This is a genomic window from Qipengyuania nanhaisediminis (genome assembly GCF_900115585.1).
Lineage (GTDB): Bacteria > Pseudomonadota > Alphaproteobacteria > Sphingomonadales > Sphingomonadaceae > Qipengyuania > Qipengyuania nanhaisediminis.
Map to the genome: position 1 here is coordinate 126,397 of NZ_FOWZ01000002.1, position 21,494 is coordinate 147,890.

Sequence of the window (21,494 nt, forward strand, 5' to 3'; positions counted from 1 at the left end):
GATCAGGCCCGCGCGACCGCCTCCGCGGCGATCATCCTGGCCTCTGCTTCCATGCCCACGGCATTGAGTGCGGAAACGATGTGGTAGAGGTGGCGCGCGGTCATCTGGTCCCAGCTCGTGCCCTGCATGCCCAGCCCGGCAAGATAGGCTACCAGGGCACCGTTGTTCACTTCGGCAGCCTTGTCGATCATCCGGGTCCATCGTGTGGGCGCGGTGAAGTTCATTTCGAGCCGGTCGGAATATTCGTTGATCTCGTCCTGCCCGACACGCCCCAATCCGGCGAGACCGGCGAGAAACATACGCGATTTGCGGCTGCGAGCGGATTCGTCGTCGTCGAAAAAGGTGTCGAGCTGGCCGTCAGTTACGGTGCCGCCCTGCGGATTGGCTAGCGCCAGCAGCGCCCAGCCGAGACTGCCCTCCTCGACAGCATTGGCCCATCGCATCGCGTCCCGGTCGAGCCCTGCGGTCAGCATCGAGGCAATGAGGTCTCCAGAATCGTCTGCGAAATCCGCGCTCGGCGTCACGCGCGCGGCGGCATAGGCGGTCAGGACGTAACGACCGTACTGGTTGTCTGCCCCGCCCCACACGTCGCGGATGGCACTAATGCGTTCAGCGGGCAAAGGATCGACATAGGCAGAGCGCAGGCGCGAGGCTACCGGCAGCGCAGGATCCTCGCCTGCCTGCTCCCGCTCAGCATAGAGCAGCGAATAGAGATCGACGATGGCACGCGCTGAAAGAACGCCCGAAGCCGCTGCCACATCGGCGCCGCGTATGCGTTGGCCCGGGGATAGCGCCGGCGTCAGAGCGCTGGAAATCAGCATCGAATTATCGAGATCGTCGGTAAGGTTTTCCGGAACCGGTTCGCCCAGCGCATTCGCCATGGAAAAGCGCCAGGGGGTCAGATCGCCCGACCCTTCCCATTCGATGGTCACCGCGCGGCGTCCGTCGCCTGCAGCACCGGCGTAGCGCTGGGCCAGCAGGACGTCGAGCCGGGCGTCTTCCTCGGTACGCGACAGCAGGCGGCGCAAGTCGTTCTGCGCCCGCTGGGTCTCGCCGGCAAATGCTGCGCAGATACCCTCCAGCATCTCGCGATGCGGTGTTTCGTCGGAGGCTTTGCCCAGCCGGATGGCCGGGCACGCCCCCACGATATCGCTCGTCCCGACATAGGCGTCGATCGCGGCGCGGGTCAGCGCAGGCGAGTAATTCGCCGTGTCGATATCCTGCACCAAAGCGCGGGCGACAGCATACTCGCCCATGCTGTTCAGCGCGCGCGCACGCAGCGTGGCGAATTCGACCGGACCCATCCCCTGCGGCGCATCGAGGCGGCTGGCGAGCGCGCGGCGCATCAGGATGTGACCCCAGCGCGAAACCATCGGCCCTTGGACACCGCCCAGGGCAGCACGGACGATGGACGCGGGTTGGCGCGCGAGCGAGCCGGTCGGCAAGCCGCCCTCGGTCGGCGCAATAATTCCGATTTCGCTGGTGGCCCGGCGCGCGGCAGGCGGAATATCGTAACGCGGTCGAAGGCCCAGAGCTTCGTCCAGTTCCGCCGCGCTCATCGCCTCCAGTTCCTCGACCGACGGAATGTCGCTCAGGCTCACGCCGGATGTGTCGACGGGCGCGGGCGCGCTCGGCAGGGGCTGCACGACTTCGCCCGAAGTCGACGGGCTTTCCGCAGGCGCAGGCGTGGCAGGAGCCGGAGTGGCGGCCGGGGCAGGCGTATTGGCTGCGCCGGGCAGAATGCTCTCCGGCGTGCGCTGCGCAACCACGACGCTCGATGAAATCACGAGGGCCGCACCGGCCAGCCAATAGCCGCGCTTCATCCTGCTGCTCCTGGCAGGTCGACAGATTCGGAAATCGGGCGCAGCGGTTCTTCCCCGCCGTCGATCCAAGCCACGACCAGCACCGCCAGCACGGCGAGCGCAGCGATCAGGATCATACGCGAGCGTTTCACGGCCAAGATTTTCGTATCCTCGATCAATATTCGTGTGGGTTGCCCGCGCCCTAGCCCATCTATAGGCCGAGCGGCAATGAGCAACGCGCATACACCCCACGATATGTCCGATCCTCTGCGGCAGGCGCGCAGGATTACACGCCCGCTCGTGCTGGTCGGACTGATGGGCGTTGGCAAGACAAGTATCGGTCGCCGCCTCGCCTCGGCGCTCGATCGCGATTTCGTTGACGCAGACGAGGAAATAGAGCGCGCCGCCGACCGCACGGTGGCGGAAATCTTCGAAGCCCACGGCGAAGCCTATTTCCGCGACGGCGAACGCCGCGTGATTGCGCGGTTGATGGAGGAAGGGCACGGCGTGATCGCCACCGGTGGCGGCGCCTTCGTCGATCCCGAAACCCGCGCTCTCGTCCTTGATCAGGGGCTGGCGATCTGGCTCGATTGCGACATCGAAACCCTGGTCGAGCGGACTTCGCGCAAGAATACGCGCCCCTTGCTGAAGACCAGCGACCCGCACGCCATCCTGCGCGACCTAAAGGAACAGCGCAGTCCCGTCTATGCGCAGGCGCAAATACACGTCGTGACGGGCGATGGGCCGCATGAGCTTGCAGTCGAGCGCATCATCGAGGAGCTTGCGGCATGGCAGTGATAGACGTCGAACTTGCCGGACGAACCTACGAGGTGCGGGTCGCGCGCGATTTGCTCGCGCGTGTTGCCGAAGAGGCTGCCCCCTTCCTGCGCAAACAGTCCGTGCCGATCGTGGCCGATGCCAATGCGCGCCGACACTGGGGCGCAGAAGTCGAGGCGTCCCTGCGCGCGGCGGACAAGGAACCGCGCTGGTACGACGTCGCACCCGGCGAAAGCTCTAAAAGCTGGGAAAGCCTGGCGCGGCTCACCGACTGGCTGCTGGCCGAAGGCGTCGAGCGCGGCGACCATGTGCTGGCGCTTGGCGGCGGCGTGGTTGGCGATTTGACCGGATTTGCCTGCGCAATCCTCAAACGCGGCTGCGGCTTCGTCCAATTGCCGACCACGCTCTTGGCGCAGGTGGACAGTTCGGTGGGCGGCAAGACCGCAATTAACACATCGGCAGGCAAGAACCTCATCGGAGCCTTCCACCAGCCCTCGCTGGTGTTGGCCGACCTGTCGGCGCTCGACACCCTGGCCGACCGCGAGATGCGCGCGGGCTATGCGGAAGTGCTGAAATACGGCGTGCTAGGCGATGCGGATTTCTTCGCCTGGCTCGAGGAAAACGGCTCGAAAGTGGTGGCACGAGAGAACGAAGCGCTCGAACACGCCGTCGCGAGCAGCGTTGCGGCGAAGGCGCGCATCGTCGCTGAGGACGAGCGCGAGACGTCCGGTGCGCGTGCGCTGCTCAACCTCGGCCATACCTTCGGCCATGCGCTGGAGGCGGAGACAGGCTTTTCCGACCGCCTGCTGCATGGCGAAGGCGTTGCCCTCGGCATGGTGCTTGCAGCCCGCTATTCCGCACGGCGCGGCGAGATCGGTATCGAGGAAGCGGAGCGCGTGACCCGCGCGGTCGATGCCGCCGGCCTTCCATCGGAAATTTCCGCGCTTGGCCTGACCTGCGACGGGCGTGCGCTGGCCGACCATATGCTGCACGACAAGAAGATGGATGCAGGCACCCTGCCCTTCATCCTGCTGCGCGGCATCGGTGCGGCATATCTCGCGAAGGACGTGGCGCTGGACGACGTTGCGCTCTTCCTCGACGAGCAGCTTCAGGCGCACTAACGTGGCGCGCATGACGCGCTTTATCGACCTTTCCATCCCGATCACCAACGAGGTCGTGTCCGACCCCGACGTGATGCGCCCAAAGATCCAGTACATGACCCACGAAAGCACGTGGGAGCAGATCGCCATGTTCTTTCCCGGCCTCGCAAAATACGACCTGCCGGACGGCGAAGGCTGGGCGGTCGAGATGCTGGAGCTGTCGACGCACAACGGCACGCACATGGATGCGCCCTGGCATTATCATTCGACGACACACGATGGCGCCAGTCCCGCCCCCAGCATTGACGAGGCCCCGCTCGACCGGTTCTATCGCCCCGGCGTGAAGCTCGATTTCAGTCACCTGCCGCATGGCCATGTCGTCAGGGCGGCGGAAGTGGAAGAGGCGCTGGCGAAGATAGGCTACGACCTGCAACCGCTCGACATTGTCCTTGTCCAGTCGGGCGCAGTCTACGGCACGGAGAACTTCACCGACCAGGGCGTGGGCCTCGGCGCGGAAGCGACTCTATGGCTGACGGAGCGCGGCGTGGAAGTCGTCGGCACCGATGCGTGGAGCTGGGATGCCCCCTTCAGCCACACCGCGAAGCGCTGGGCTAAGACCCGCGATCCTTCGATCATCTGGGAAGGCCACAAGGCAGGCCGCATTCGCCCCTATTACCAGATCGAAAAGCTGACCAACCTTCAAAGCCTGCCCGACCATGGCTTCATGTTCAGCTGTTTTCCGGTGAAGATCGAACGCGCCAGTGCGGGATGGATCAGGGCCGTAGCGATGGTGGAAGAATAGCATGCACATTGCGATTGCCGACATCGCGGATCCCGGCGTTCGTGACCTTGCCGCCTATCACCAGCGGGAAATGTATCGCGCCTCTCCTCCGGGTACCGACTTCGCTCTCGATGTGTCGGGACTGGAGAAGGCCGGGATCACGATCGTGGGGGCCTGGGAGGAGCAGAGCCTGATCGCAATCGGCGCATTGAAGCGATTGCCGGAAGGCCAGGCGGAACTGAAGTCCATGCGAACCCATCCCGACCATCTGGGTAAGGGTGCCGCGAGCGCTATCCTCGAGGCTCTCATCGCCATGGCTGCGCAGGAGGGCTTCGACCGGCTAAGTCTTGAGACGGGTACGGCGGAGGCGTTCCAACCGGCTATCAAGCTGTACACGAAGCGCGGCTTCGAGCGGGGCGATGCCTTTTCGGAATACGTCAACGGGCCGCACAACCAGTGCTACCATCTGGACCTTACTGCCTAGTCGGGATCAGCTTGCGCGCGGCTCCAGCCGTGTGACCTTCGCGCCTGCCCCCACAGGCTCGTAATCCGCCATCATCGCATCGTGTTCGCCGAACAGCCGCTCGATCTCGGTCCTGCGTTGCAAGAGCATCTGCGCGATGCCCGGTGCGAGGCTGTCGCCATCGCCGATCTTGCCGAGGATTCCTGCGAGATCGGCGATCGTCGCATCCTCGGGGGTCTTGTGGTAATTCCCCCTGGTATCGAAAAATCCAGTGCCCCTATGTGCCATGCTTACTACTCCTGAGTGTGTTGCGTCAGAAGCGAACCGAAGGCCCACAGTATCTCCACAAGTTCGATTCGGTAAAAGTCCCTTAACCACGATTTCACGCCGACCCCTGCATTTCGCAAGGATCGGCGCAAAACGGGCAATAATCTAAACGCGATACTTTACCAGAAAGCGCGCGCGACTTTTCTATTCGAGTTCGAGAATGACCTCGTCCACCGCGAGGCTGTCGCCCTCTCCGGCGTTGATCTTGCCCACGACGGCCTGCTTTTCGGCGCGCAGGATGTTTTCCATCTTCATCGCCTCGACCGTGGCGAGCGGCTGTCCGGGCTGGACTTCCTCGCCCTCTGCCACATGCAGTTTCACCAGCAGGCCCGGCATCGGGCAGATCAGCATCTTGGAAAGATCCGGCGGTTCCTTTTCGATCATGTGACCGGCCAGATGCGCGATCCGCGTCTGGAGGATGCGCAGGTGATGCGTCGCCCCGCGCGTCGTGATCGCATAGCCGGTACGCGACGGAGCCAGCTGGAAAGTGTAGGTTTCAAGCGGCTCGGCGTCTTCGTCGGCGTTGTTGTCGAACAGGGCCACGTCGATCATGCGCTGGCCCGGTGTGTACTGCATCTCGATCGTGACCTGCTCACCGTCGACCGTGAGCGCGTTCTCTTCCAGGCGCACTTCGTGGGTGGAGGAGCCTTCTTCGCGCGTCCCGATCCGGATGGTCCAGTCACCCGGCGCGTATTCGTCGCCGTTCAACTGCTGGTCGATCCGCCGCGCACGGTCGGCATCGGCAGTGGCGATCACGCCGCCCACCGCAGCCAGAACGCGCTTGAGTTCGTGGGAAGCAGGCGCGCCCTCGAAGCCTTCGGGATATTCCTCCGCGATGAAGCCGGTGGTCAGCTCGCCCGAGCGGAACCGCGGGTGCTGCATGATCGCGCTGAGGAAATCGATATTGTGCCCCAGCCCCTCGATCCGGAATGCATCGAGCGCCTGCACCTGAAGGTCCGCCGCCTCGTCGCGGGTCTCGCCCCAGGTTACGAGCTTGGCGATCATCGGGTCGTAGAACATCGACACCTCGCCGCCTTCGAAGACGCCATCGTCCACGCGGACGCCATCGACGCCCCGTCGCCCGTTCTCGGCGCCATCGTCCACCCAGGGCTCGACCGGAGGCTGGTAGTGCACGAGACGACCGGTGGACGGGAGGAAGCCGCGATAGGGATCTTCCGCATAGACGCGGTTCTCGATCGCCCAACCGTCGATCTTTACATCGTCCTGCGTGATCTCGAGCTTCTCGCCGGCTGCGACCCGTATCATTTGCTCTACAAGGTCTACACCGGTGATCGCTTCCGTTACAGGATGTTCCACCTGCAGTCGGGTGTTCATTTCGAGGAAGTAGAAGCTCTCCCCCGTCTTGTCGGCGCCGGAAACGATCAATTCCACGGTGCCTGCGCTATGATAGTCCACCGCCCGCGCCAATGCGACGCATTGCTCGCCCATGGCCTTGCGCATCTTGGGTGTGACGAAGGGCGACGGCGCTTCCTCGACGACCTTCTGGTGCCGCCGCTGGATCGAGCATTCGCGCTCGTTCAGATAAATGATGTTGCCGTGCTTATCGCCCAGGATCTGGATTTCGATATGGCGCGGGTTCTCGATGAATTTCTCGATGAAGACCCGGTCGTCGCCGAAGGAGTTCAAACCTTCACGCTTGGTCGCCTCGAAACCTTCGCGCACATCCTTTTCGGACCAGGCGAGGCGCATGCCCTTGCCGCCGCCGCCCGCGCTGGCCTTCATCATCACCGGATAGCCGATGTCATTGCTGATCTCGACCGCGTGCTCTGTGTCGCGTATTTCACCGACGAAGCCGGGGACGACGTTCACCCCCGCTTCGCGTGCGAGCTTCTTCGATTCGATCTTGTCGCCCATCGCCGCGATCGCGCCGGTCGGCGGGCCGATGAAAGTGATGTTTTCCTTCGCCAGCGCCTCCACGAAGCTGGCGCGTTCGGACAGGAAGCCATAGCCCGGATGCACCGCCTCTGCGCCCGTCTGCTTGCAAGCGGCGATGATCCTGTCCGCGATCAGGTAGCTTTCCGCCGCTGGCGCCGGACCGATATGAACGGCCTCGTCCGCCATGCGCACGAAAGGCGCGCGCGCATCGGCATCGGAATAGACCGCGACAGTGGCGATACCCATGCGCTTGGCGGTCTTGATGACGCGGCAGGCAATTTCACCGCGGTTGGCGATCAGGATCTTGGAAAACAAACGGGCCTCCGATGCAGGCGAACTAGCGTGAGCAGTCCATGCCGCAGCGGAGGCCCCGTATCAAGGCAAGTGCCTCAATCCCGGTCGATATGACCGATCTGGCGGTCCTGGCGCAGGATCAGGGAGTCGAATTCCTCCCACAGCGCCTTGGCCTTGGCCTCGCCGCCGACCTGGCGCACGAATTCGGCTTCCCACTTCTTGCCTTCCGGATTTTCGGCCCAGCCCAACTGGGCGATCCCGCCACGCATCGGCAAGGCGACGATGCTGTCGTAATCGCCGGTTTGCATGTGGAAATCGATCACGTCGTTATAGCCCAGTGCCGCATCGACCTTTGCGAACATCTCGATGATTTCGTGGGCACGCTCGCCCTTGCCGGGCTTCCACTTGATCATGTTGACGCGATACCAGTCGACCTTGGAAAGTTCGGGCGTGTGATCGTCCGCAAAGGCGGGTGTTGCCGGGATGGCGAGGCCAATGGCGGCGGCGGTCAAGATAAGCTTCTTCATGCAGTCTTCCCCCTAGTCAGGAATACGACCCTAAGAAGCGATCCGTTCGGTTATATGCTGTTGTCCCCCAGCGCGGCGAATTAGCCACCTGAATCAAGCGAGAGTCAAGCAGTCAGCCTAACCCACTGATCCGACCCCAAATTTTCGGTTAGGCCTGGACGAAATCGATCAGGGCATGGGCGTAGTGCTGCGCCCCGCGGCGCTCGCCCTCACCCTCCAGCAGGCCATGCATTGCGGTTGCGAGACGCGACTGGTTTTCCGCCGATAGGTCACCCAGCGGCGAGACGTAGATGCCGATCGTGAAGAGGATGGCTCCGGTTTCCGGCAGACGCCTCAGGGTCTGGCGTTCGGAGCGCACGAAGAGCGTTTCGCCGGCATTTTCCGGCGTCACATGCGCAAACGCCTGTTCCGGCGGCTCGGCCACCCAGCGCTGTTCGCCGGTGGCTGCGATAAACCAGTTGCAGCGCCCGTAAATCGCGCCCGCTTTGAGCTTGGCCATGAAGTGATCGACCCCGCTGGCAAGCTGCTCCTCGTAGCCCTGGATCGGCGCATGGAGCGCACGCAGCGGCAGACCCAATTTGTCCGCCGGCGTCCAATCCGAAGGCCATGCCACTGCCGCACCGACGAGACGGTACTGTTCGTCGCCTTCGCGCAGGGTGAGCAGGCACATGTCCTCGTGATGCGCCTTTGCGGCCTCAGCCAATCCACCCGACAGGCCAAGCATGGCGGCAAGATCCGCCCCGGGAGCCTCACCCTCCGGCGAGAGCTGGATGCCTTCCGGATAGGCCGCAAAGCCTGCCTCACGGGCAGCCAGGTCCGGATCGGGCTGGAGCCAGTCGCTTTCGTCGAGTTTCGCAAGGCCCATTTTAAGCACTCCGCCGCCGCGTGCCTTCGGCAGCAGGTCGTCGACGGAGAAGCCCAAGCTCACTCGGCAGGCTCCGCCACCTTGCAAGCCCGCATCGGCTCCTCCTGTGCAAGCGCGGTGAGGCCCAGCTTGGCAAAGAGCGCCGCATCGCTGTCATCGCCCGCATTGGGCGCGGTCAGCAGCTTGTCGCCGGTGAAGATCGAGTTCGCACCAGCCATGAAGCACAGAGCCTGCGTCGCCTCGGACATAGACTCGCGGCCTGCGGACAGTCGCACCATGCTCATCGGCATCGCGATACGCGCCACGGCCACGGTGCGGACGAATTCGATATCGTCGATCTTGGCGAGCGGCGTATCGGCCAGCATGTCGCCTAGCACCGTGCCCTTGACCGGCACCAGCGCATTGACCGGCACGCTTTCGGGATGGCGTTCGAGGGTGGCGAGCGTGTGGACGAAGCCCACCCGGTCCTCGCGCGTTTCGCCCATGCCCACGATCCCGCCGCTGCACACATTGATGCCCGCATCGCGCACGTTTTGCAGAGTGTCGAGCCGGTCCTGGTAATTGCGCGTCGAGATCACGCGCTCGTAATATTCCGGCCCGGTGTCGACATTGTGATTGTAGTAATCGAGGCCCGCTTCCTTGAGCATGTCCGCCTGTTTCGGCGTCAGCATGCCCAGCGTCATGCAGGTTTCCAGCCCCATGGCGCGCACGCCCTTCACGATCTCGACGATCGCGGGCATGTCGCGGTCCTTGGGATTGCGCCAGGCCGCGCCCATGCAGAAGCGCTGCGAGCCTGCATCCTTCGCCTGCGCCGCGCGCTGGAGGACCGATTGCACCTCCATCAGCTTGGTCGCCTCGACCCCGCTGTCGGCCTTCACCGACTGCGAGCAATAGCCGCAATCCTCCGGACACCCGCCGGTCTTGATCGACAGCAGCGTGCAGAGCTGGATCTGCTCGGGCGGATGGAACTCCCGGTGCACAGTGGCGGCGCGGAACAGCAGTTCGGTGAAGGGAAGGTCGAAGAGCTCCGCGATTTCCTCGCGGGTCCAGTCGGTGCGGATTTTAGAATGCATCAAGAAGCCTCAGTTTGACGAAAAACAGCAAAGGTCACAATGCTCGCGAGTACAAAGCCGAACACGGCATCGGAAAAACCTACTGCTCCGCGGCTGAGCAGCCATACGCCGAGCGCTATCACAGCAGCTATCCAGATTGCGATCGTTAGTTTTTTAAGACGCGGTGGATCCGATTTCAGATTGCTTCCCCTGACCAATCGCAGTCCTATCCATGCTCCAACTGAGACTGCAACTAAGACGACTACTACAGTCAAAGCCGCTACAAGTTGGTTGTCGCTCACTCCGCCGCCTCGTCCAGATCCTCCCCAGCAGGCGGCATGTTGTGGCCCAGTAGGCGCAGCACGTCCGCTGCACATTCGACGACATTGCTGCCCGGGCCGTAGATGCCCTGCACCCCGGCATCGCGCAGGAAGTCGTAATCCTTCTGCGGAATCACGCCTCCGGCAATGACCTTGATGTCGCTGCGGCCAGCTTCCTTCAGCAGGGTGATGAGTTCGGGGATGAGCGTCTTGTGCCCCGCCGCAAGGCTGCTCGCGCCGATTGCGTCGACGTCGTTCTCCAGAGCCATGTCGCGCGTTTCCGCAGGCGTCTGGAACAGCGGGCCGGAGACGACCTCGAAGCCCATGTCGGCAAAGGCGGATGCGATCACATTCGCGCCGCGGTCGTGGCCGTCCTGGCCCATCTTGGCGACCATCAGCTTGGGCGCACGTCCAAGACGGCGCTCGACGGCCTTCACCCCTTCGACCACTTGGCGGTAACGATCGTCGTCCGAATAGGCTTCGGAATAAACCCCGCGCACGGGCTTCGGCATGGTGTCGTAGCGGCCATAGGCGTCTTCCATCGCCTGGCTGATTTCGCCGAGCGTCGCATCGTGGCGTGCAGCCTCGACCGCGAGTTCGAGCAGATTGCCCTCGCGCTGCGCAGCGCCGCGTGCCAGCGCGTCGAGCGCGGCCTTGCAAGCGAATTCGTCGCGGCCTGCACGGACCTTTTCAAGGCGCGCAATCTGGCTCTGACGCACGGCGTGGTTGTCGATATCGAGCGTGTCGATCTCGTCTTCCTTGTCGCGGCGGTATTTGTTGACGCCCACGATCACCGTCTCGCCCCGGTCGACGCTCGCCTGCTTGGCAGCGGCCGCCTGCTCGATCTGCGCCTTGGGTTTGCCACTGGCGACGTACTCAGTCATTCCGCCTGCCGCCTCGACCTCGTCGAGCATCTTTTTCGCCTCGTCCACCAGCGCGGCGGTGAGGCTTTCGATGTAATAGCTGCCGCCCAGGGGATCGGCGACATTGGTGATGCCGGTCTCTTCCTGGATCACCAGCTGCGTGTTGCGCGCGATGCGGGCGGAGAAGTCGGTCGGCAGCGCAATCGCCTCGTCCAGCGCATTGGTGTGAAGCGACTGCGTGCCGCCCAGCACCGCCGCCATCGCTTCGATCGTGGTGCGGATGACGTTGTTGTAGGGGTCCTGCTCCTGCAGCGAGACACCGGACGTCTGGCAGTGGGTGCGCAGCATCTTCGACTTGGGGTTTTCGGCCCCCAGCCCTTCCATCACATCATGCCACAGCGCACGCGCGGCGCGCATCTTGGCGATCTCCATGAAGAAGTTCATGCCGATGCCCCAGAAGAAGGACAGGCGGGGCGCGAAGGCGTCGATATCGAGGCCCGCTTCCATCGCGCGCTTGGCATATTCCTTGCCGTCGGCGATGGTAAAGGCGAGTTCCTGCACCGCCGTCGCCCCGGCCTCGTGCATGTGATAGCCCGAGATCGAAATACTGTTGAATTTCGGCATGTTGGCCGAGGTATATGCGATGATGTCCGAAACGATCCGCATGCTCGGTTCGGGCGGGTAGATATAGGTATTGCGGACCATGAACTCCTTGAGGATGTCGTTCTGGATGGTCCCGGCGAGCTTGTCCTGGCTCACCCCCTGCCGCTCCGCCGCGACGATGTAGAACGCCATCACCGGGATCACCGCGCCGTTCATCGTCATCGACACGCTCATGTCGTCGAGCGGGATCTGGTCGAACAGGATTTCCATGTCGCGCACGGTGTCGATCGCGACGCCCGCCTTGCCGACATCGCCGACCACGCGCGGGTGGTCGCTGTCATAGCCGCGATGGGTGGCAAGGTCGAAAGCGACCGAAAGGCCCTTCTGACCCGCGGCAAGGTTGCGGCGATAGAAGGCGTTCGATTCCTCGGCGGTCGAGAAGCCCGCATACTGGCGGATGGTCCACGGACGGCCGGTGTACATCGAGGCATAAGGCCCGCGCGTGAACGGCGCGATTCCGGGCACGCCGGGCTCGAGACCTTCGGTATCCTCGCTGGTGTAGAGCGGCTTTACCTCGATGCCTTCGGGCGTGTGCCAGGTCAGGTCGCGGCCCTTCACTTCCTTGTCGGCGCGGGCCTTCCAGTCGTCGTATGTCGGCTTGTCAGTCATCGTGAGTTCCGTGTCCACGCGGTCAGTTCGACCAGTGCGCGTTTTCCTTGGGGGTTTCCATGATTTCGGTCAGCTGGCCCATCATGTCCTTGGGGTGGAGGAAGAAGATCGGCGTGCCGTGTGCGCCGATGCGCGTCGGGCCGAGGATACGCTTGCCCATGTCCTCGAACCACTTGCGCGCGTCCTCGATGTCCTCGACTTCGTAGCAGACGTGGTGCTGCGCGCCCGAGGGGTTCTTCTCGAGAAATTTGGCGATGGGGCTGTCTTCGCCCAGCGGCTCGATCAGTTCGATCTGTGTGCCGTTGGTGCCATTCTCGCCCGGAGTGTCGACGAAGCAGACCTTCACGCCCTGCGCTTCCAGATCGAACGGCTTGTGAAAGCGCGTCGCGCCCATGACATCGCGGTAATAGCGGATCGATTCCTCGATCGACGGCGTCGCGACACCGATGTGATTGAGACGGCCGAGCTTCATGCGTCATCCTCCAGAACAGAAACGGCGCGCCCCTGCAAACAGGAGCGCGCCGCTTCTTTGGAACGTCGGCAGGCAGCAATCAACCGCCGCTTTCGACATCTCCCAGTCCTTCGACATATTCGGCACCGGCGAGGATTTCCGCCGAACTGCCTTCGAAGCTGTCGCCGATGGGCTGCGTACGGCCGCCGAGGCAGGTGCCGAGGAAGCCTTCCATCGCCGCGAAGAAGCTCAGCCGGTTTTCCGGTTTCTGGAAGCCGTGCCCTTCGTCGGGATAGTTGATGTAGGTGACGGGCAGGTTCTTCGCCTGCATGGCCTCCACCAAATTGTCGGCTTCCTGCTTGGTCACGCGCGGGTCGTTGCCGCCCTGCCCCACGAGCAGGGGCACGCGAATGTCGTCGATCCGGCTGATGGCCGAGCGCGCTAGCAGGTCCTTGCGCTGTTCTGGATCGGCGGGATCGCCGACATAGCGATACCAGGTCCCGGCGAGGAACGGCTTCCAGTATTCGGGGAAGCTCTCGATCAGGGTGACGAGGCTCGACGGGCCGACGATGTCGACACCGCAGGCGAAGCGGTCGGGCGTGAAGGCAACGCCGGTCAGCGTCGCATAGCCGCCGTAGCTGCCCCCGCCGATCGCGACCTTGTCTTCCTGCGCAATGCCCTCCGAAATCGCCCAGTCGACCGCGTCGATCAGGTCGGTGTGCATCTTGCCGGCAAATTCGCCGACGGCGGCATTGGTGAAGTCCTTGCCGAAGCCGGTCGAGCCGCGGTAATTGACGCTCAATACCGCATAGCCGCGATTGGCCATCCACTGGTGCACCGTGTTGTAGCCGTAGCTGTCGCGTGCCCACGGGCCGCCATGGACCCACAGCAGCATCGGGACCGCTTCGTCCGGACGCCCGTCGCCATCGGGATCGCTGCCCGGCGGCAGGGTGAGGTAGGACACAAGCGTCTTGCCGTCCGAAGACTTGAGCTCCAGCGGGTGCATCGGCTGCAGCGGAGCATCGGCGAGATCGGGACGTGTCACGAACCACGGCGTCAGCGTCAGCGCAGTCCGATCATAGACATGATATTGGCCCGGAGCCTCTGCAGAGCCACCCCATACAATCCATTTGCTGTCGTCTTCGGTCCGCGAAAGGATCTGGTACTCTCCGTCGATCTTCGAGGAGAGGAACTGCAGTTCCTTGGCCGCCTCGTCGTTCAGCGCCTGCCATTCTTCCTGGAGGTAATTGGTTGAATAGGCGATCGGCTCGTAAGTCTCGTTATCGACCAGCACGCGGCTCAGGTCCGCCTTGTCCGGTTCGATCAGAAGCGAACGCTCGCCCGTCGTCAGGTCGATGGCGAAGCCTGCCGCCAAGTTCCGCTCGCGGCTGTCGATCATGTAGACCGTGTTGTTGTCGCGCGAGAAGCCGACGATATTGGTGTTGAGCATGTCCTCGCTGGGAATGTCGGCGAAGACTTCGCCCGGCGTCATATCCTCGTTGAGATAGACCGCCTTCATGCCGCCGTCCGGCTGCGGGGCCAGCGCCATGCGCGGCTTGTAGGTGTTGTCGGTGACCCAAGCGGCATAGCCGGGGTTCTCCGCGACCAGCGTGCGCTCGCCCGTCTCGATATTGTATTCATAGAGATCGGTCAGCTGCGGGTTACGCTCATTCGTGCCGACCAGGATCACGCCGGGCCGGTCGCGGCTGGCGCCCATCAGCTGCGCGCGGATGCCGTCGGGCAGCGGGGTCAAGTCGCGCGTCTCGCCGGTTTCGGGATTGGCGGCATAGACGTGGAAGTTCTCGTCGCCGTCATTGTCCTTCACGAACAATACGTACTGGCTGTCGACGGTCCACTGGTGGTTGGAAATGCCGCGATGGCGGTCGTCGGTCACGACCTTGCCGTTCGAAGGATCGCTGGCAGACGCGACCCAGACGTTCATCACGCCTTCGTCGGGCGCGATCCAGCTGACCCACTGGCCGTCCGGGCTGATGCGGCCCTGGCTGGCCACGGGATTGCCGAACAATTCGTCCCGGTCGATCAGCTCGTAATCGGAAAGGGCGTGATGTTCGGCATGGCCGACGCCCGTCATCAACGCCGAACCTGCGAGCGCAGCGGCGGCTAGGGAAATTTTCTTCATGAAGTCAGTCTCCTCTCGATGACGGGGAGACTAACCGGGGGAGACTGTGTTGTCTAGGTAACACGCCCTCTCGCGGCGCGGGCCTCGATGGACGGCAGAGTTCAGTCGATTAAGGGGGTAGCAACGCGGATATGGTTGGGACGGCCGAGTTTCATAACCAATACCTCACATCGAGCCCAAAGACGCTCAGCGTTATCAGTATCGCGAAAACTGCGATCATCCAATGGACCGAAAACCAGAACCAATATCCGGCGGGATCGTCGACACGAGTGCACGCGAACGGTGCGATCCCGAATGACTTCCTACGTGTTCCCTGAACTGCCGTAACGAGGGCAAGTAAAGTTGCCGCCGCGACTAGCCAAGGTAGATAGATTTCAAAGAGGGATATTATCGTGCTTCTTCCACGGGTTCTCGAGCTGCTTCGTCCGCAGCTTGCGCAGCCCGAGCGCAATGCGCCGCCGCGTTGAGTGCGGATAGATCACCTCGTCGATATAGCCGCGCTGCGCTGCCACGAAGGGGTTGGCGAAGCGGTCTTCGTATTCCTTCGTCTTCTCGGCGATCTTGTCGGGATCGTCGCGGTCTTGGCGGAAGATTATCTCCACCGCGCCCTTCGCGCCCATCACGGCGATTTCGGCGGTGGGCCAAGCGTAGTTGAGGTCGCCGCGCAGGTGCTTGGAGGCCATCACGTCGTATGCGCCGCCATAGGCCTTGCGGGTGATCACGGTGATCTTGGGCACGGTCGCCTCGGCATAGGCGAACAACAGCTTCGCGCCGTGCTTGATGATGCCATTGTGCTCCTGCGCCGTGCCGGGCAGGAAGCCGGGCACGTCGACGAAGGTCAGGATCGGGATTTCGAAGGCATCGCAGAAGCGTACGAAACGCGCGGCCTTCTTGGAACTGTTGATGTCTAGCACGCCGGCGAGCACCATCGGCTGGTTCGCGACGACGCCCACCGTTCGCCCTTCGACCCTGCCGAAGCCGCAGATGATGTTGGCGGCGTGGTTCGGCTGGATTTCGAAGAAATCGCCCTCGTCCAGCGTCTTCCGGATGACTTCGTGCATGTCATAGGGCTGGTTGGCGTTGTCGGGGATCAGCGTGTCGAGGCTCGGCTCCTCGCGGTCCCACGCGTCCGCCGTGGGCCGTTCCGGCACCTCCTCGCGGTTCGACAGCGGCAGGTAATCGAAGAAATTGCGCGTTGCGAGCAGCGTCTCGATGTCGTTTTCGAAGCTGTTGTCGGCGACGGAGGTCTTGGTGGTGTGCGTCTTTGCCCCGCCCAGTTCCTCCTGCGTGACGACCTCGTTGGTCACCGTCTTCACCACGTCAGGACCGGTGACGAACATGTAGGAGCTGTCCTCCACCATGAAGATGAAGTCGGTCATCGCGGGGCTGTAAACCGCCCCGCCTGCACAGGGCCCCATGATGAGACTGATCTGCGGCACCACGCCGCTCGCCAGCACATTGCGCTGGAACACCTCGGCATAGCCGCCTAGCGAAGCCACACCTTCCTGGATACGTGCGCCGCCGGAGTCGTTGAGGCCGATCACCGGCGCGCCGACCTTCATTGCGGTGTCCATCACCTTGCAGATCTTTTCTGCATGTCGCTTGGAAAGAGAGCCGCCGAAAACGGTGAAATCCTGGGAGAAAACATAGACTAGGCGGCCGTTGATCGTGCCGCTGCCGGTGACGACGCCGTCGCCGGGGATCTTCTGGTCCTGCATGCCGAAATCGACGCAGTCGTGTTCGACATAGGTGTCCAGCTCTTCGAAGCTGCCTTCATCGAGCAGCACGTCGAGGCGTTCGCGTGCGGTCACCTTGCCCTTGGCGTGCTGCGCGGCGATGCGTTTCTCGCCCCCGCCCAGCTTGGCGGCTTCGCGGCGGCGTTCCATTTCGGCGATATTGGCGGACATGCTCTCTCCGTAAATTCTCTCGCGAAGCGCCTAGAGCGCGCAGTGGCGAAGCGTCAATGTCAGGCTTGGCCTCGCTGTGCGCTTATCAGGAATTCGATATTGCCTTCCGGGCCCGTGATGGGGCTTTCGACAATGCCCTGAACCTCGAAGCCAAGCCCTTCGACCCAAGCGCGCACTTCGTCGCAGACGCGAGCGTGGAGCGCGGGGTCGCTGACCACGCCTTTCTTGCCGACTTCCTCGCGTCCGACCTCGAACTGCGGCTTGATGAGGGCGACGAGGCGGCAATCCTCTTCGGCGAGTTCGATCGGGCGTTCGAGAACCTTGGCGAGCCCGATGAAGCTTGCATCGCACACCACCCAGGTAACGGACTTGTCGATCATCTCCGGCGTAAGAATTCGCGCGCTGGTCTGTTCCAGCACCGTAACCCGCTCGTCCTGCCGCAGCTTCCACGCCAGCTGGTTGGTGCCGCTGTCGACAGCGAAGACGTGGCTAGCCCCGCCCTGCAACAACACATCGGTAAAGCCGCCGGTCGAGCTGCCGATGTCCATTGCGGTAACGCCGCTCGGATCGAGACCGAAATGCTCGATCGCGTGTGCAAGCTTGATCCCGCCGCGGCTCACCCAGGGATGGTCGCGCCCGCGCACTTCGAGCGGGGCGTCCTCGCGCAATTGCTGACCGGGCTTCGCAAGCTTCTGTTCGCCGGAAAATACGAGCCCCGCCATGACCAGCGCCTGCGCACGGGTCCGGCTTTCCACCAGGCCGCGATCGACAAGCATTTGGTCGAGACGTTTCTTCGCCACAGCAAACTCCGTTTGAAACCAAGGGCGTTAGCGCGCATTGGACCGGTATGAAACCGATCTACGGACAAATTGCCGCCGCCTGTGCGCTGACCATCGGCCTTGCAGCCTGCATCCCGCCCTCGCCCGAGCCGACACCCGCGCCCAGCCCTGCACCCGTCAGCACGCCTTCGCCGACACCGACGCCTACATCGGTGGCGCAGGCTCCCGTCACCGAAAACTGGATCGATGCCCCGCAAACTACCGGCGATTGGTCTTATGGGACGGTCAACGGCGGCACGATCGCACGCTTCTCTGGGCGCGATACAGGGCCGCTCTTCGCCATTGGTTGCATGCGCGGAAGCGCCCGTGTCGCGTTGATCCGCTACCAGGCAGGCAGCAGCACCAATCCGGCCATGACCATCCGGACCGAAACGGCCACGCGCACACTTGCGACCCGCACTGGCGACAGTGCCTCCTCGCTCGCAGCCGATGTGCAGGCGAGAGACCCGCTGCTTGATGCCATGGCGCTGACGCGCGGACGATTCGCTGTGGAAACAAGCAATTCCCCGTCGCTTTACCTCCCGGCATGGTCCGAAGTGACGCGGGTGATCGAGGATTGCCGTTAGACTGATTCGGACGTCGCCGAACCTCCGTATCGCAACCCTGTCGGCGGATACGAAAAAGGCCCGGGATTCGTCCCGAGCCACAAACGTCAATTCTGACGTGGGATAACTTTTTTACAAGCCTTGTTTTCACCTCTTTTCCGCAACAAATTGTAAGCAAGATCAGCGGCGCACGCGGTCTTGGCCACCAGTGAAACGGCGGTCTAGCTCACAAGCTTGAAAGGAGGTGATCCGATGTCTCATGGTTCAGTAGCGAGGTCGGTGAAGATCCCTACGGAGCATATTCGGTAACATTCCTGCCGAGTAAGGCTACGTGAGCGGCGCTTCCGACCGCTGACCATGCGAAGGGCGATCCTCCTACGGGCGAGGGTCGCCCTTCTCATTTGAGGGTCTCGATACTTGCGCCCGCGCGCCCTTCACACTAACCGCGCGTCATGGATTTCGCGCACATTCCCCACCCCGCCCCCGTCCCCGGCGAGACCCGCCAGCAGGCTCTCCTGGACCCCGGTTTTGGCAAGCTGTTTACCGATCACATGGTCGTCATCGACTATGATGCCGACAAGGGTGGATGGCATCAGGCGACACTGGGACCGCGCCAGCCGATCAGCCTCGATCCTGCGGCGGCCGTGCTGCATTACGCTCAGGAAATTTTCGAGGGGATGAAAGCTTACAAGCACGGCGACGACACGCTCGGCCTGTTTCGTCCCGAACAGAATGCGCGGCGTTTCAACGCAAGCGCGCGGCGGATGGCGATGCCCGAATTGCCGGAAGAGCTTTTCCTCGAATCCATCCGCCAGTTGGTCGCCGCCGACCGTGACTGGGTGCCGAGCGATCCCGACGGCTCGCTTTACCTGCGCCCCTTCATGTTCGCATCCGAGGCCTTCCTCGGCGTGCGCCCCGCGAGGCAGTACAAATATATCCTGATTGCGAGTCCCGTCGGGCCCTACTTCAAGGGCGGCGCGAAGCCGGTGAAGATCTGGGTCAGTCGCAACTATACGCGCGCAGCTCCCGGCGGGACCGGTGCGGCGAAGACCGGCGGCAATTACGCTGCCAGCCTCGTGCCCCAGGCCGAGGGTATCGAAAACGGCTGCGATCAGGTGGTCTTCCTCGATGCGGTCGAGAAGAAATGGATCGAAGAACTGGGCGGCATGAACCTGTTCTTCGTATTCAACGATGGCACGGTAATCACTCCGCCGCTGACGGGCACGATCCTGCCGGGCATCACCCGCGACAGCCTGATCCAACTGCTGCGCGAAGAGGGTCTCAACGTTCGCGAAGAGCCATACAGCATCGACCAGTGGCGCGTGGATGCGACCACCGGCAAGCTGCTGGAGACGATGGCCTGCGGCACCGCTGCGGTCGTGACGCCAGTCGGCACCGTACTTGGCCCTGATGGCGACTTCACCATTGGCACTGGCGGTACCGGCCAGATCACCAACAAGGTCCGCGAAAAGCTGGTCGGCATCCAGAAGGGCGCCGTGAACGATACGCACGGCTGGGTCACGAAGCTCTAAGGCCGAGCCGTCACCGAAGGCTCCACTCCCTCGCACGCGGCCAGTCGATCTCTGATTGCATCGATAAGCCAGCTGGTTGCAGGGCCTGGCCGAGCATCGCGGCGCCAAAGCGCGCTGAGCGTATAGTTCGCGCCGGGCTTTTCGGGGAGGTCCAGCAGACACAGCCTGCCTTCCTCAAGATCGCCGCGCACCATGTGCCGCGGCATATTGCCCCAGCCGATCCCCTCCTTGAGCAGCGCGTGCTTCGCGCCGAGGTCTGCCAGGCGCCAGTTCTGCGGCGACAGCACCGAAAATTCCCGCCCTTCCGAAAGGGGCGAGCGGTCCGACAGTACGAGCTGGAGGTGCTTGCGGCTCTGCCCCGGCTTGATGCCGGCGCGCGCGAGCGGATGGTCGGGGGCGGCAACCGGGACCAGTTCCACGGCGCCGACGGCCTGTCTTTCAAGTTCCGCCCTGTCGGCCATCAGCGGACCGCCGATCGCCAGGTCCGCGCCGCCTCCAATAAGACAAGCCTCGACAGCACCCAAGGCTTCCACCTGTAGTCGCAGAGCGACACTGGGATACATCTTGCGAAATTCGCGCAGCACCCCCGCTGTCACCTCGCCCGGCAGCATCACGTCGACGACCAGCGAAACCTCGCTCTCGAGGCCGGCATGGAGGCTTCGCGACTTCGCAAGGAGCGTGTCGACACCGTCGGTTACGGCCATGGCTTCAGGGAGCAGCGCCTTGCCGTCATCGGTCAACACCGGCCTGCGCGAGCCTTCGCGCTCGAACAGCGTTACTCCCAATTGCGCTTCCATCTGGGCAATGCCGTAGCTTACGGCCGAGACCGCCCGGCCCATCTTGCGCGCCGCGGCGCCGAAGCTCCCCTCCTCGGCCACTGCGAGAAAGATGCGGAGTTGGTCGAGGCTAGGCTCGCCAAGCTTCACTGTTCGTATTTCCTGAACATCTTAACGCATTTTATCGCAGTTATCGAAACATAGCGCAATCGCTATTTGTTGCTCCAACGAAGCAATCCGTTTGAGGAGACCCGACATGATCGAACACCGCCCTTTCGATACGCTCGGCAAGGCCAACCACGGCTGGCTCGATGCGAACCACCATTTCTCTTTTGCCGGCTACCATGATCCGGAGCGCGTGAACTGGGGCGCCCTGCGTGTCTGGAACGACGATATCATCGCGCCGAAGAACGGCTTTCCGACGCACCCGCACCGGGACATGGAAATCATTACCTATGTCCGCACCGGCGCGATCACCCACCGCGACAGCATGGGTAACGAAGGCCGGACCGAGGCAGGGGACGTCCAGGTGATGAGCGCCGGAAACGGCGTCCAGCATTCGGAATTCAATCTGGAAGACGAGGAAACCACGCTCTTCCAGATCTGGATCATTCCTTCGGAACGCGGCGGCCAGCCCGGCTGGGGAGCACGCAAGTTTCCCAAGGACGACCGCGCCGGCCAGTTCGTGCCGCTCGCCAGTGGAGCCGCAAACGACGACGACGCCCTCAACATCCGGACGGATGCCCGTGTTCTGGGTGCGACGGTCAAGGCGGGCGAAAGCGTGACCTACACGCCCGCAGCAGCCGATCGGCACCTCTATCTCGTGCCGGCGACCGGAAGCATCCGTATCGGCAATATCGAAGCGAAAGCCCGCGACGGCATCGCCATCACCAAGGAAGACAGCATCACCATTACCGCTCTCGAGGACAGCGAACTTGTCCTCGTCGATGCGGCCTGAACAGGAG

General features: G+C 63.1%; 21 protein-coding genes. 7 read left to right on the top strand and 14 right to left on the bottom strand.

Annotated elements, in window-relative coordinates:
- Positions 1-2: 2 nt before the first annotated feature.
- Both BM173_RS06290 and BM173_RS14850 read right to left on the bottom strand, forming a co-directional pair.
- Positions 3-1,823 (bottom strand): hypothetical protein, encoded by a 1,821-nt coding sequence (locus BM173_RS06290; RefSeq protein ID WP_090478915.1) that lies wholly within the window; start codon positions 1,821-1,823, stop codon positions 3-5.
- Complete coding sequence (locus BM173_RS14850) at positions 1,820-1,954, bottom strand: hypothetical protein (protein WP_281247525.1); 135 nt, start codon at positions 1,952-1,954, stop codon at positions 1,820-1,822. The genes BM173_RS06290 and BM173_RS14850 overlap by 4 nt, the downstream gene beginning before the upstream one ends.
- Positions 1,955-2,030: 76 nt before the next feature.
- Between BM173_RS14850 and BM173_RS06295 the strand changes: the two genes are divergently transcribed.
- Genes BM173_RS06295 through BM173_RS06310 form a run of 4 tightly spaced genes read left to right on the top strand, consistent with a single transcriptional unit; the run spans position 2,031 to position 4,944 of the window.
- The gene (locus BM173_RS06295; RefSeq protein ID WP_177201828.1) at positions 2,031-2,600 is read left to right on the top strand and encodes a shikimate kinase; all 570 of its coding nucleotides are present in this window, start codon (positions 2,031-2,033) and stop codon (positions 2,598-2,600) included.
- Positions 2,591-3,700, top strand: coding sequence for a 3-dehydroquinate synthase (aroB, locus tag BM173_RS06300; protein ID WP_090478920.1), 1,110 nt, complete (start codon positions 2,591-2,593; stop codon positions 3,698-3,700). Before BM173_RS06295 ends, aroB begins: the two co-directional genes overlap by 10 nt.
- Positions 3,701-3,710: 10 nt before the next feature.
- Positions 3,711-4,481, top strand: coding sequence for a cyclase family protein (locus BM173_RS06305; protein WP_090480186.1), 771 nt, complete (start codon positions 3,711-3,713; stop codon positions 4,479-4,481).
- A 1-nt stretch (position 4,482) separates the two neighbouring features.
- The gene (locus BM173_RS06310) at positions 4,483-4,944 is read left to right on the top strand and encodes a GNAT family N-acetyltransferase (RefSeq protein WP_090478923.1); all 462 of its coding nucleotides are present in this window, start codon (positions 4,483-4,485) and stop codon (positions 4,942-4,944) included.
- A 6-nt stretch (positions 4,945-4,950) separates the two neighbouring features.
- Here the strand turns inward: BM173_RS06310 and BM173_RS06315 are convergent, their stop codons facing one another.
- From BM173_RS06315 to BM173_RS06360, 11 genes are all read right to left on the bottom strand, one after another.
- Positions 4,951-5,211 carry a hypothetical protein gene (locus tag BM173_RS06315; RefSeq protein WP_090478926.1) on the bottom strand — a complete coding sequence of 87 codons (261 nt, stop codon included), beginning with the start codon at positions 5,209-5,211 and terminating at the stop codon, positions 4,951-4,953.
- Positions 5,212-5,394: 183 nt separating this feature from the next.
- Positions 5,395-7,461, bottom strand: coding sequence for an acetyl-CoA carboxylase biotin carboxylase subunit (locus tag BM173_RS06320; protein WP_090478929.1), 2,067 nt, complete (start codon positions 7,459-7,461; stop codon positions 5,395-5,397).
- A 74-nt stretch (positions 7,462-7,535) separates the two neighbouring features.
- The gene (locus tag BM173_RS06325; RefSeq protein ID WP_090478931.1) at positions 7,536-7,967 is read right to left on the bottom strand and encodes a hypothetical protein; all 432 of its coding nucleotides are present in this window, start codon (positions 7,965-7,967) and stop codon (positions 7,536-7,538) included.
- A 148-nt stretch (positions 7,968-8,115) separates the two neighbouring features.
- A complete protein-coding gene (locus BM173_RS06330; RefSeq protein WP_090478934.1) occupies positions 8,116-8,895 on the bottom strand; it encodes a heme-dependent oxidative N-demethylase family protein in 780 nt (259 codons plus the stop codon).
- Positions 8,892-9,905, bottom strand: coding sequence for a biotin synthase BioB (bioB, locus tag BM173_RS06335; protein ID WP_090478937.1), 1,014 nt, complete (start codon positions 9,903-9,905; stop codon positions 8,892-8,894). Before bioB ends, BM173_RS06330 begins: the two co-directional genes overlap by 4 nt.
- Positions 9,905-10,186 (bottom strand): hypothetical protein, encoded by a 282-nt coding sequence (locus BM173_RS14415; RefSeq protein WP_143089578.1) that lies wholly within the window; start codon positions 10,184-10,186, stop codon positions 9,905-9,907. Before BM173_RS14415 ends, bioB begins: the two co-directional genes overlap by 1 nt.
- On the bottom strand, positions 10,183-12,339 hold the full coding sequence (gene scpA, locus BM173_RS06340) for a methylmalonyl-CoA mutase (protein WP_090480189.1): 2,157 nt from the start codon (positions 12,337-12,339) through the stop codon (positions 10,183-10,185). Before scpA ends, BM173_RS14415 begins: the two co-directional genes overlap by 4 nt.
- A 22-nt stretch (positions 12,340-12,361) precedes the next feature.
- The gene (gene mce, locus BM173_RS06345; RefSeq protein WP_090478940.1) at positions 12,362-12,811 is read right to left on the bottom strand and encodes a methylmalonyl-CoA epimerase; all 450 of its coding nucleotides are present in this window, start codon (positions 12,809-12,811) and stop codon (positions 12,362-12,364) included.
- 79 nt (positions 12,812-12,890) lie between these two features.
- A complete protein-coding gene (locus BM173_RS06350; protein ID WP_090478944.1) occupies positions 12,891-14,930 on the bottom strand; it encodes a S9 family peptidase in 2,040 nt (679 codons plus the stop codon).
- Positions 14,931-15,304: 374 nt separating this feature from the next.
- Positions 15,305-16,837 carry an acyl-CoA carboxylase subunit beta gene (locus BM173_RS06355; RefSeq protein WP_090478946.1) on the bottom strand — a complete coding sequence of 511 codons (1,533 nt, stop codon included), beginning with the start codon at positions 16,835-16,837 and terminating at the stop codon, positions 15,305-15,307.
- A 59-nt stretch (positions 16,838-16,896) separates the two neighbouring features.
- On the bottom strand, positions 16,897-17,613 hold the full coding sequence (locus BM173_RS06360; protein WP_090480192.1) for a TlyA family RNA methyltransferase: 717 nt from the start codon (positions 17,611-17,613) through the stop codon (positions 16,897-16,899).
- A gap of 71 nt (positions 17,614-17,684) precedes the next feature.
- Here BM173_RS06360 and BM173_RS06365 point away from each other — a divergent pair, with 71 nt between their 5' ends.
- Together BM173_RS06365 and BM173_RS06370 are read left to right on the top strand one after the other, a co-directional pair.
- Positions 17,685-18,242, top strand: coding sequence for a hypothetical protein (locus BM173_RS06365; protein ID WP_090478949.1), 558 nt, complete (start codon positions 17,685-17,687; stop codon positions 18,240-18,242).
- A gap of 431 nt (positions 18,243-18,673) precedes the next feature.
- Positions 18,674-19,753 (top strand): branched-chain amino acid aminotransferase, encoded by a 1,080-nt coding sequence (locus BM173_RS06370; protein WP_090478952.1) that lies wholly within the window; start codon positions 18,674-18,676, stop codon positions 19,751-19,753.
- Here the strand turns inward: BM173_RS06370 and BM173_RS06375 are convergent.
- Positions 19,750-20,679 carry a LysR family transcriptional regulator gene (locus BM173_RS06375; RefSeq protein WP_090478955.1) on the bottom strand — a complete coding sequence of 310 codons (930 nt, stop codon included), beginning with the start codon at positions 20,677-20,679 and terminating at the stop codon, positions 19,750-19,752. The two genes, BM173_RS06370 and BM173_RS06375, sit on opposite strands and share 4 nt — an antisense overlap.
- A 106-nt stretch (positions 20,680-20,785) precedes the next feature.
- On the opposite strand from BM173_RS06375, the gene BM173_RS06380 reads away from it, so the two are divergent.
- A complete protein-coding gene (locus tag BM173_RS06380) occupies positions 20,786-21,487 on the top strand; it encodes a pirin family protein (RefSeq protein WP_090478958.1) in 702 nt (233 codons plus the stop codon).
- Positions 21,488-21,494: the final 7 nt, after the last annotated feature.

Excerpts from the sequence above, each read along its gene's own strand:
- BM173_RS06290 (WP_090478915.1), bottom strand. The coding sequence starts at position 1,823 with ATGAAGCGCGGCTATTGGCTGGCCGGTGCGGCCCTCGTGATTTCATCG.
- BM173_RS06295 (WP_177201828.1), top strand. The coding sequence starts at position 2,031 with ATGAGCAACGCGCATACACCCCACGATATGTCCGATCCTCTGCGGCAG.
- aroB (WP_090478920.1), top strand. The coding sequence starts at position 2,591 with ATGGCAGTGATAGACGTCGAACTTGCCGGACGAACCTACGAGGTGCGG.
- BM173_RS06305 (WP_090480186.1), top strand. The coding sequence starts at position 3,711 with ATGACGCGCTTTATCGACCTTTCCATCCCGATCACCAACGAGGTCGTG.
- BM173_RS06310 (WP_090478923.1), top strand. The coding sequence starts at position 4,483 with ATGCACATTGCGATTGCCGACATCGCGGATCCCGGCGTTCGTGACCTT.
- BM173_RS06315 (WP_090478926.1), bottom strand. The coding sequence starts at position 5,211 with ATGGCACATAGGGGCACTGGATTTTTCGATACCAGGGGGAATTACCAC.
- BM173_RS06325 (WP_090478931.1), bottom strand. The coding sequence starts at position 7,967 with ATGAAGAAGCTTATCTTGACCGCCGCCGCCATTGGCCTCGCCATCCCG.
- bioB (WP_090478937.1), bottom strand. The coding sequence starts at position 9,905 with ATGCATTCTAAAATCCGCACCGACTGGACCCGCGAGGAAATCGCGGAG.
- scpA (WP_090480189.1), bottom strand. The coding sequence starts at position 12,339 with ATGACTGACAAGCCGACATACGACGACTGGAAGGCCCGCGCCGACAAG.
- mce (WP_090478940.1), bottom strand. The coding sequence starts at position 12,811 with ATGAAGCTCGGCCGTCTCAATCACATCGGTGTCGCGACGCCGTCGATC.
- BM173_RS06350 (WP_090478944.1), bottom strand. The coding sequence starts at position 14,930 with ATGAAGAAAATTTCCCTAGCCGCCGCTGCGCTCGCAGGTTCGGCGTTG.
- BM173_RS06355 (WP_090478946.1), bottom strand. The coding sequence starts at position 16,837 with ATGTCCGCCAATATCGCCGAAATGGAACGCCGCCGCGAAGCCGCCAAG.
- BM173_RS06360 (WP_090480192.1), bottom strand. The coding sequence starts at position 17,613 with ATGCTTGTCGATCGCGGCCTGGTGGAAAGCCGGACCCGTGCGCAGGCG.
- BM173_RS06365 (WP_090478949.1), top strand. The coding sequence starts at position 17,685 with ATGAAACCGATCTACGGACAAATTGCCGCCGCCTGTGCGCTGACCATC.
- BM173_RS06370 (WP_090478952.1), top strand. The coding sequence starts at position 18,674 with ATGGATTTCGCGCACATTCCCCACCCCGCCCCCGTCCCCGGCGAGACC.
- BM173_RS06380 (WP_090478958.1), top strand. The coding sequence starts at position 20,786 with ATGATCGAACACCGCCCTTTCGATACGCTCGGCAAGGCCAACCACGGC.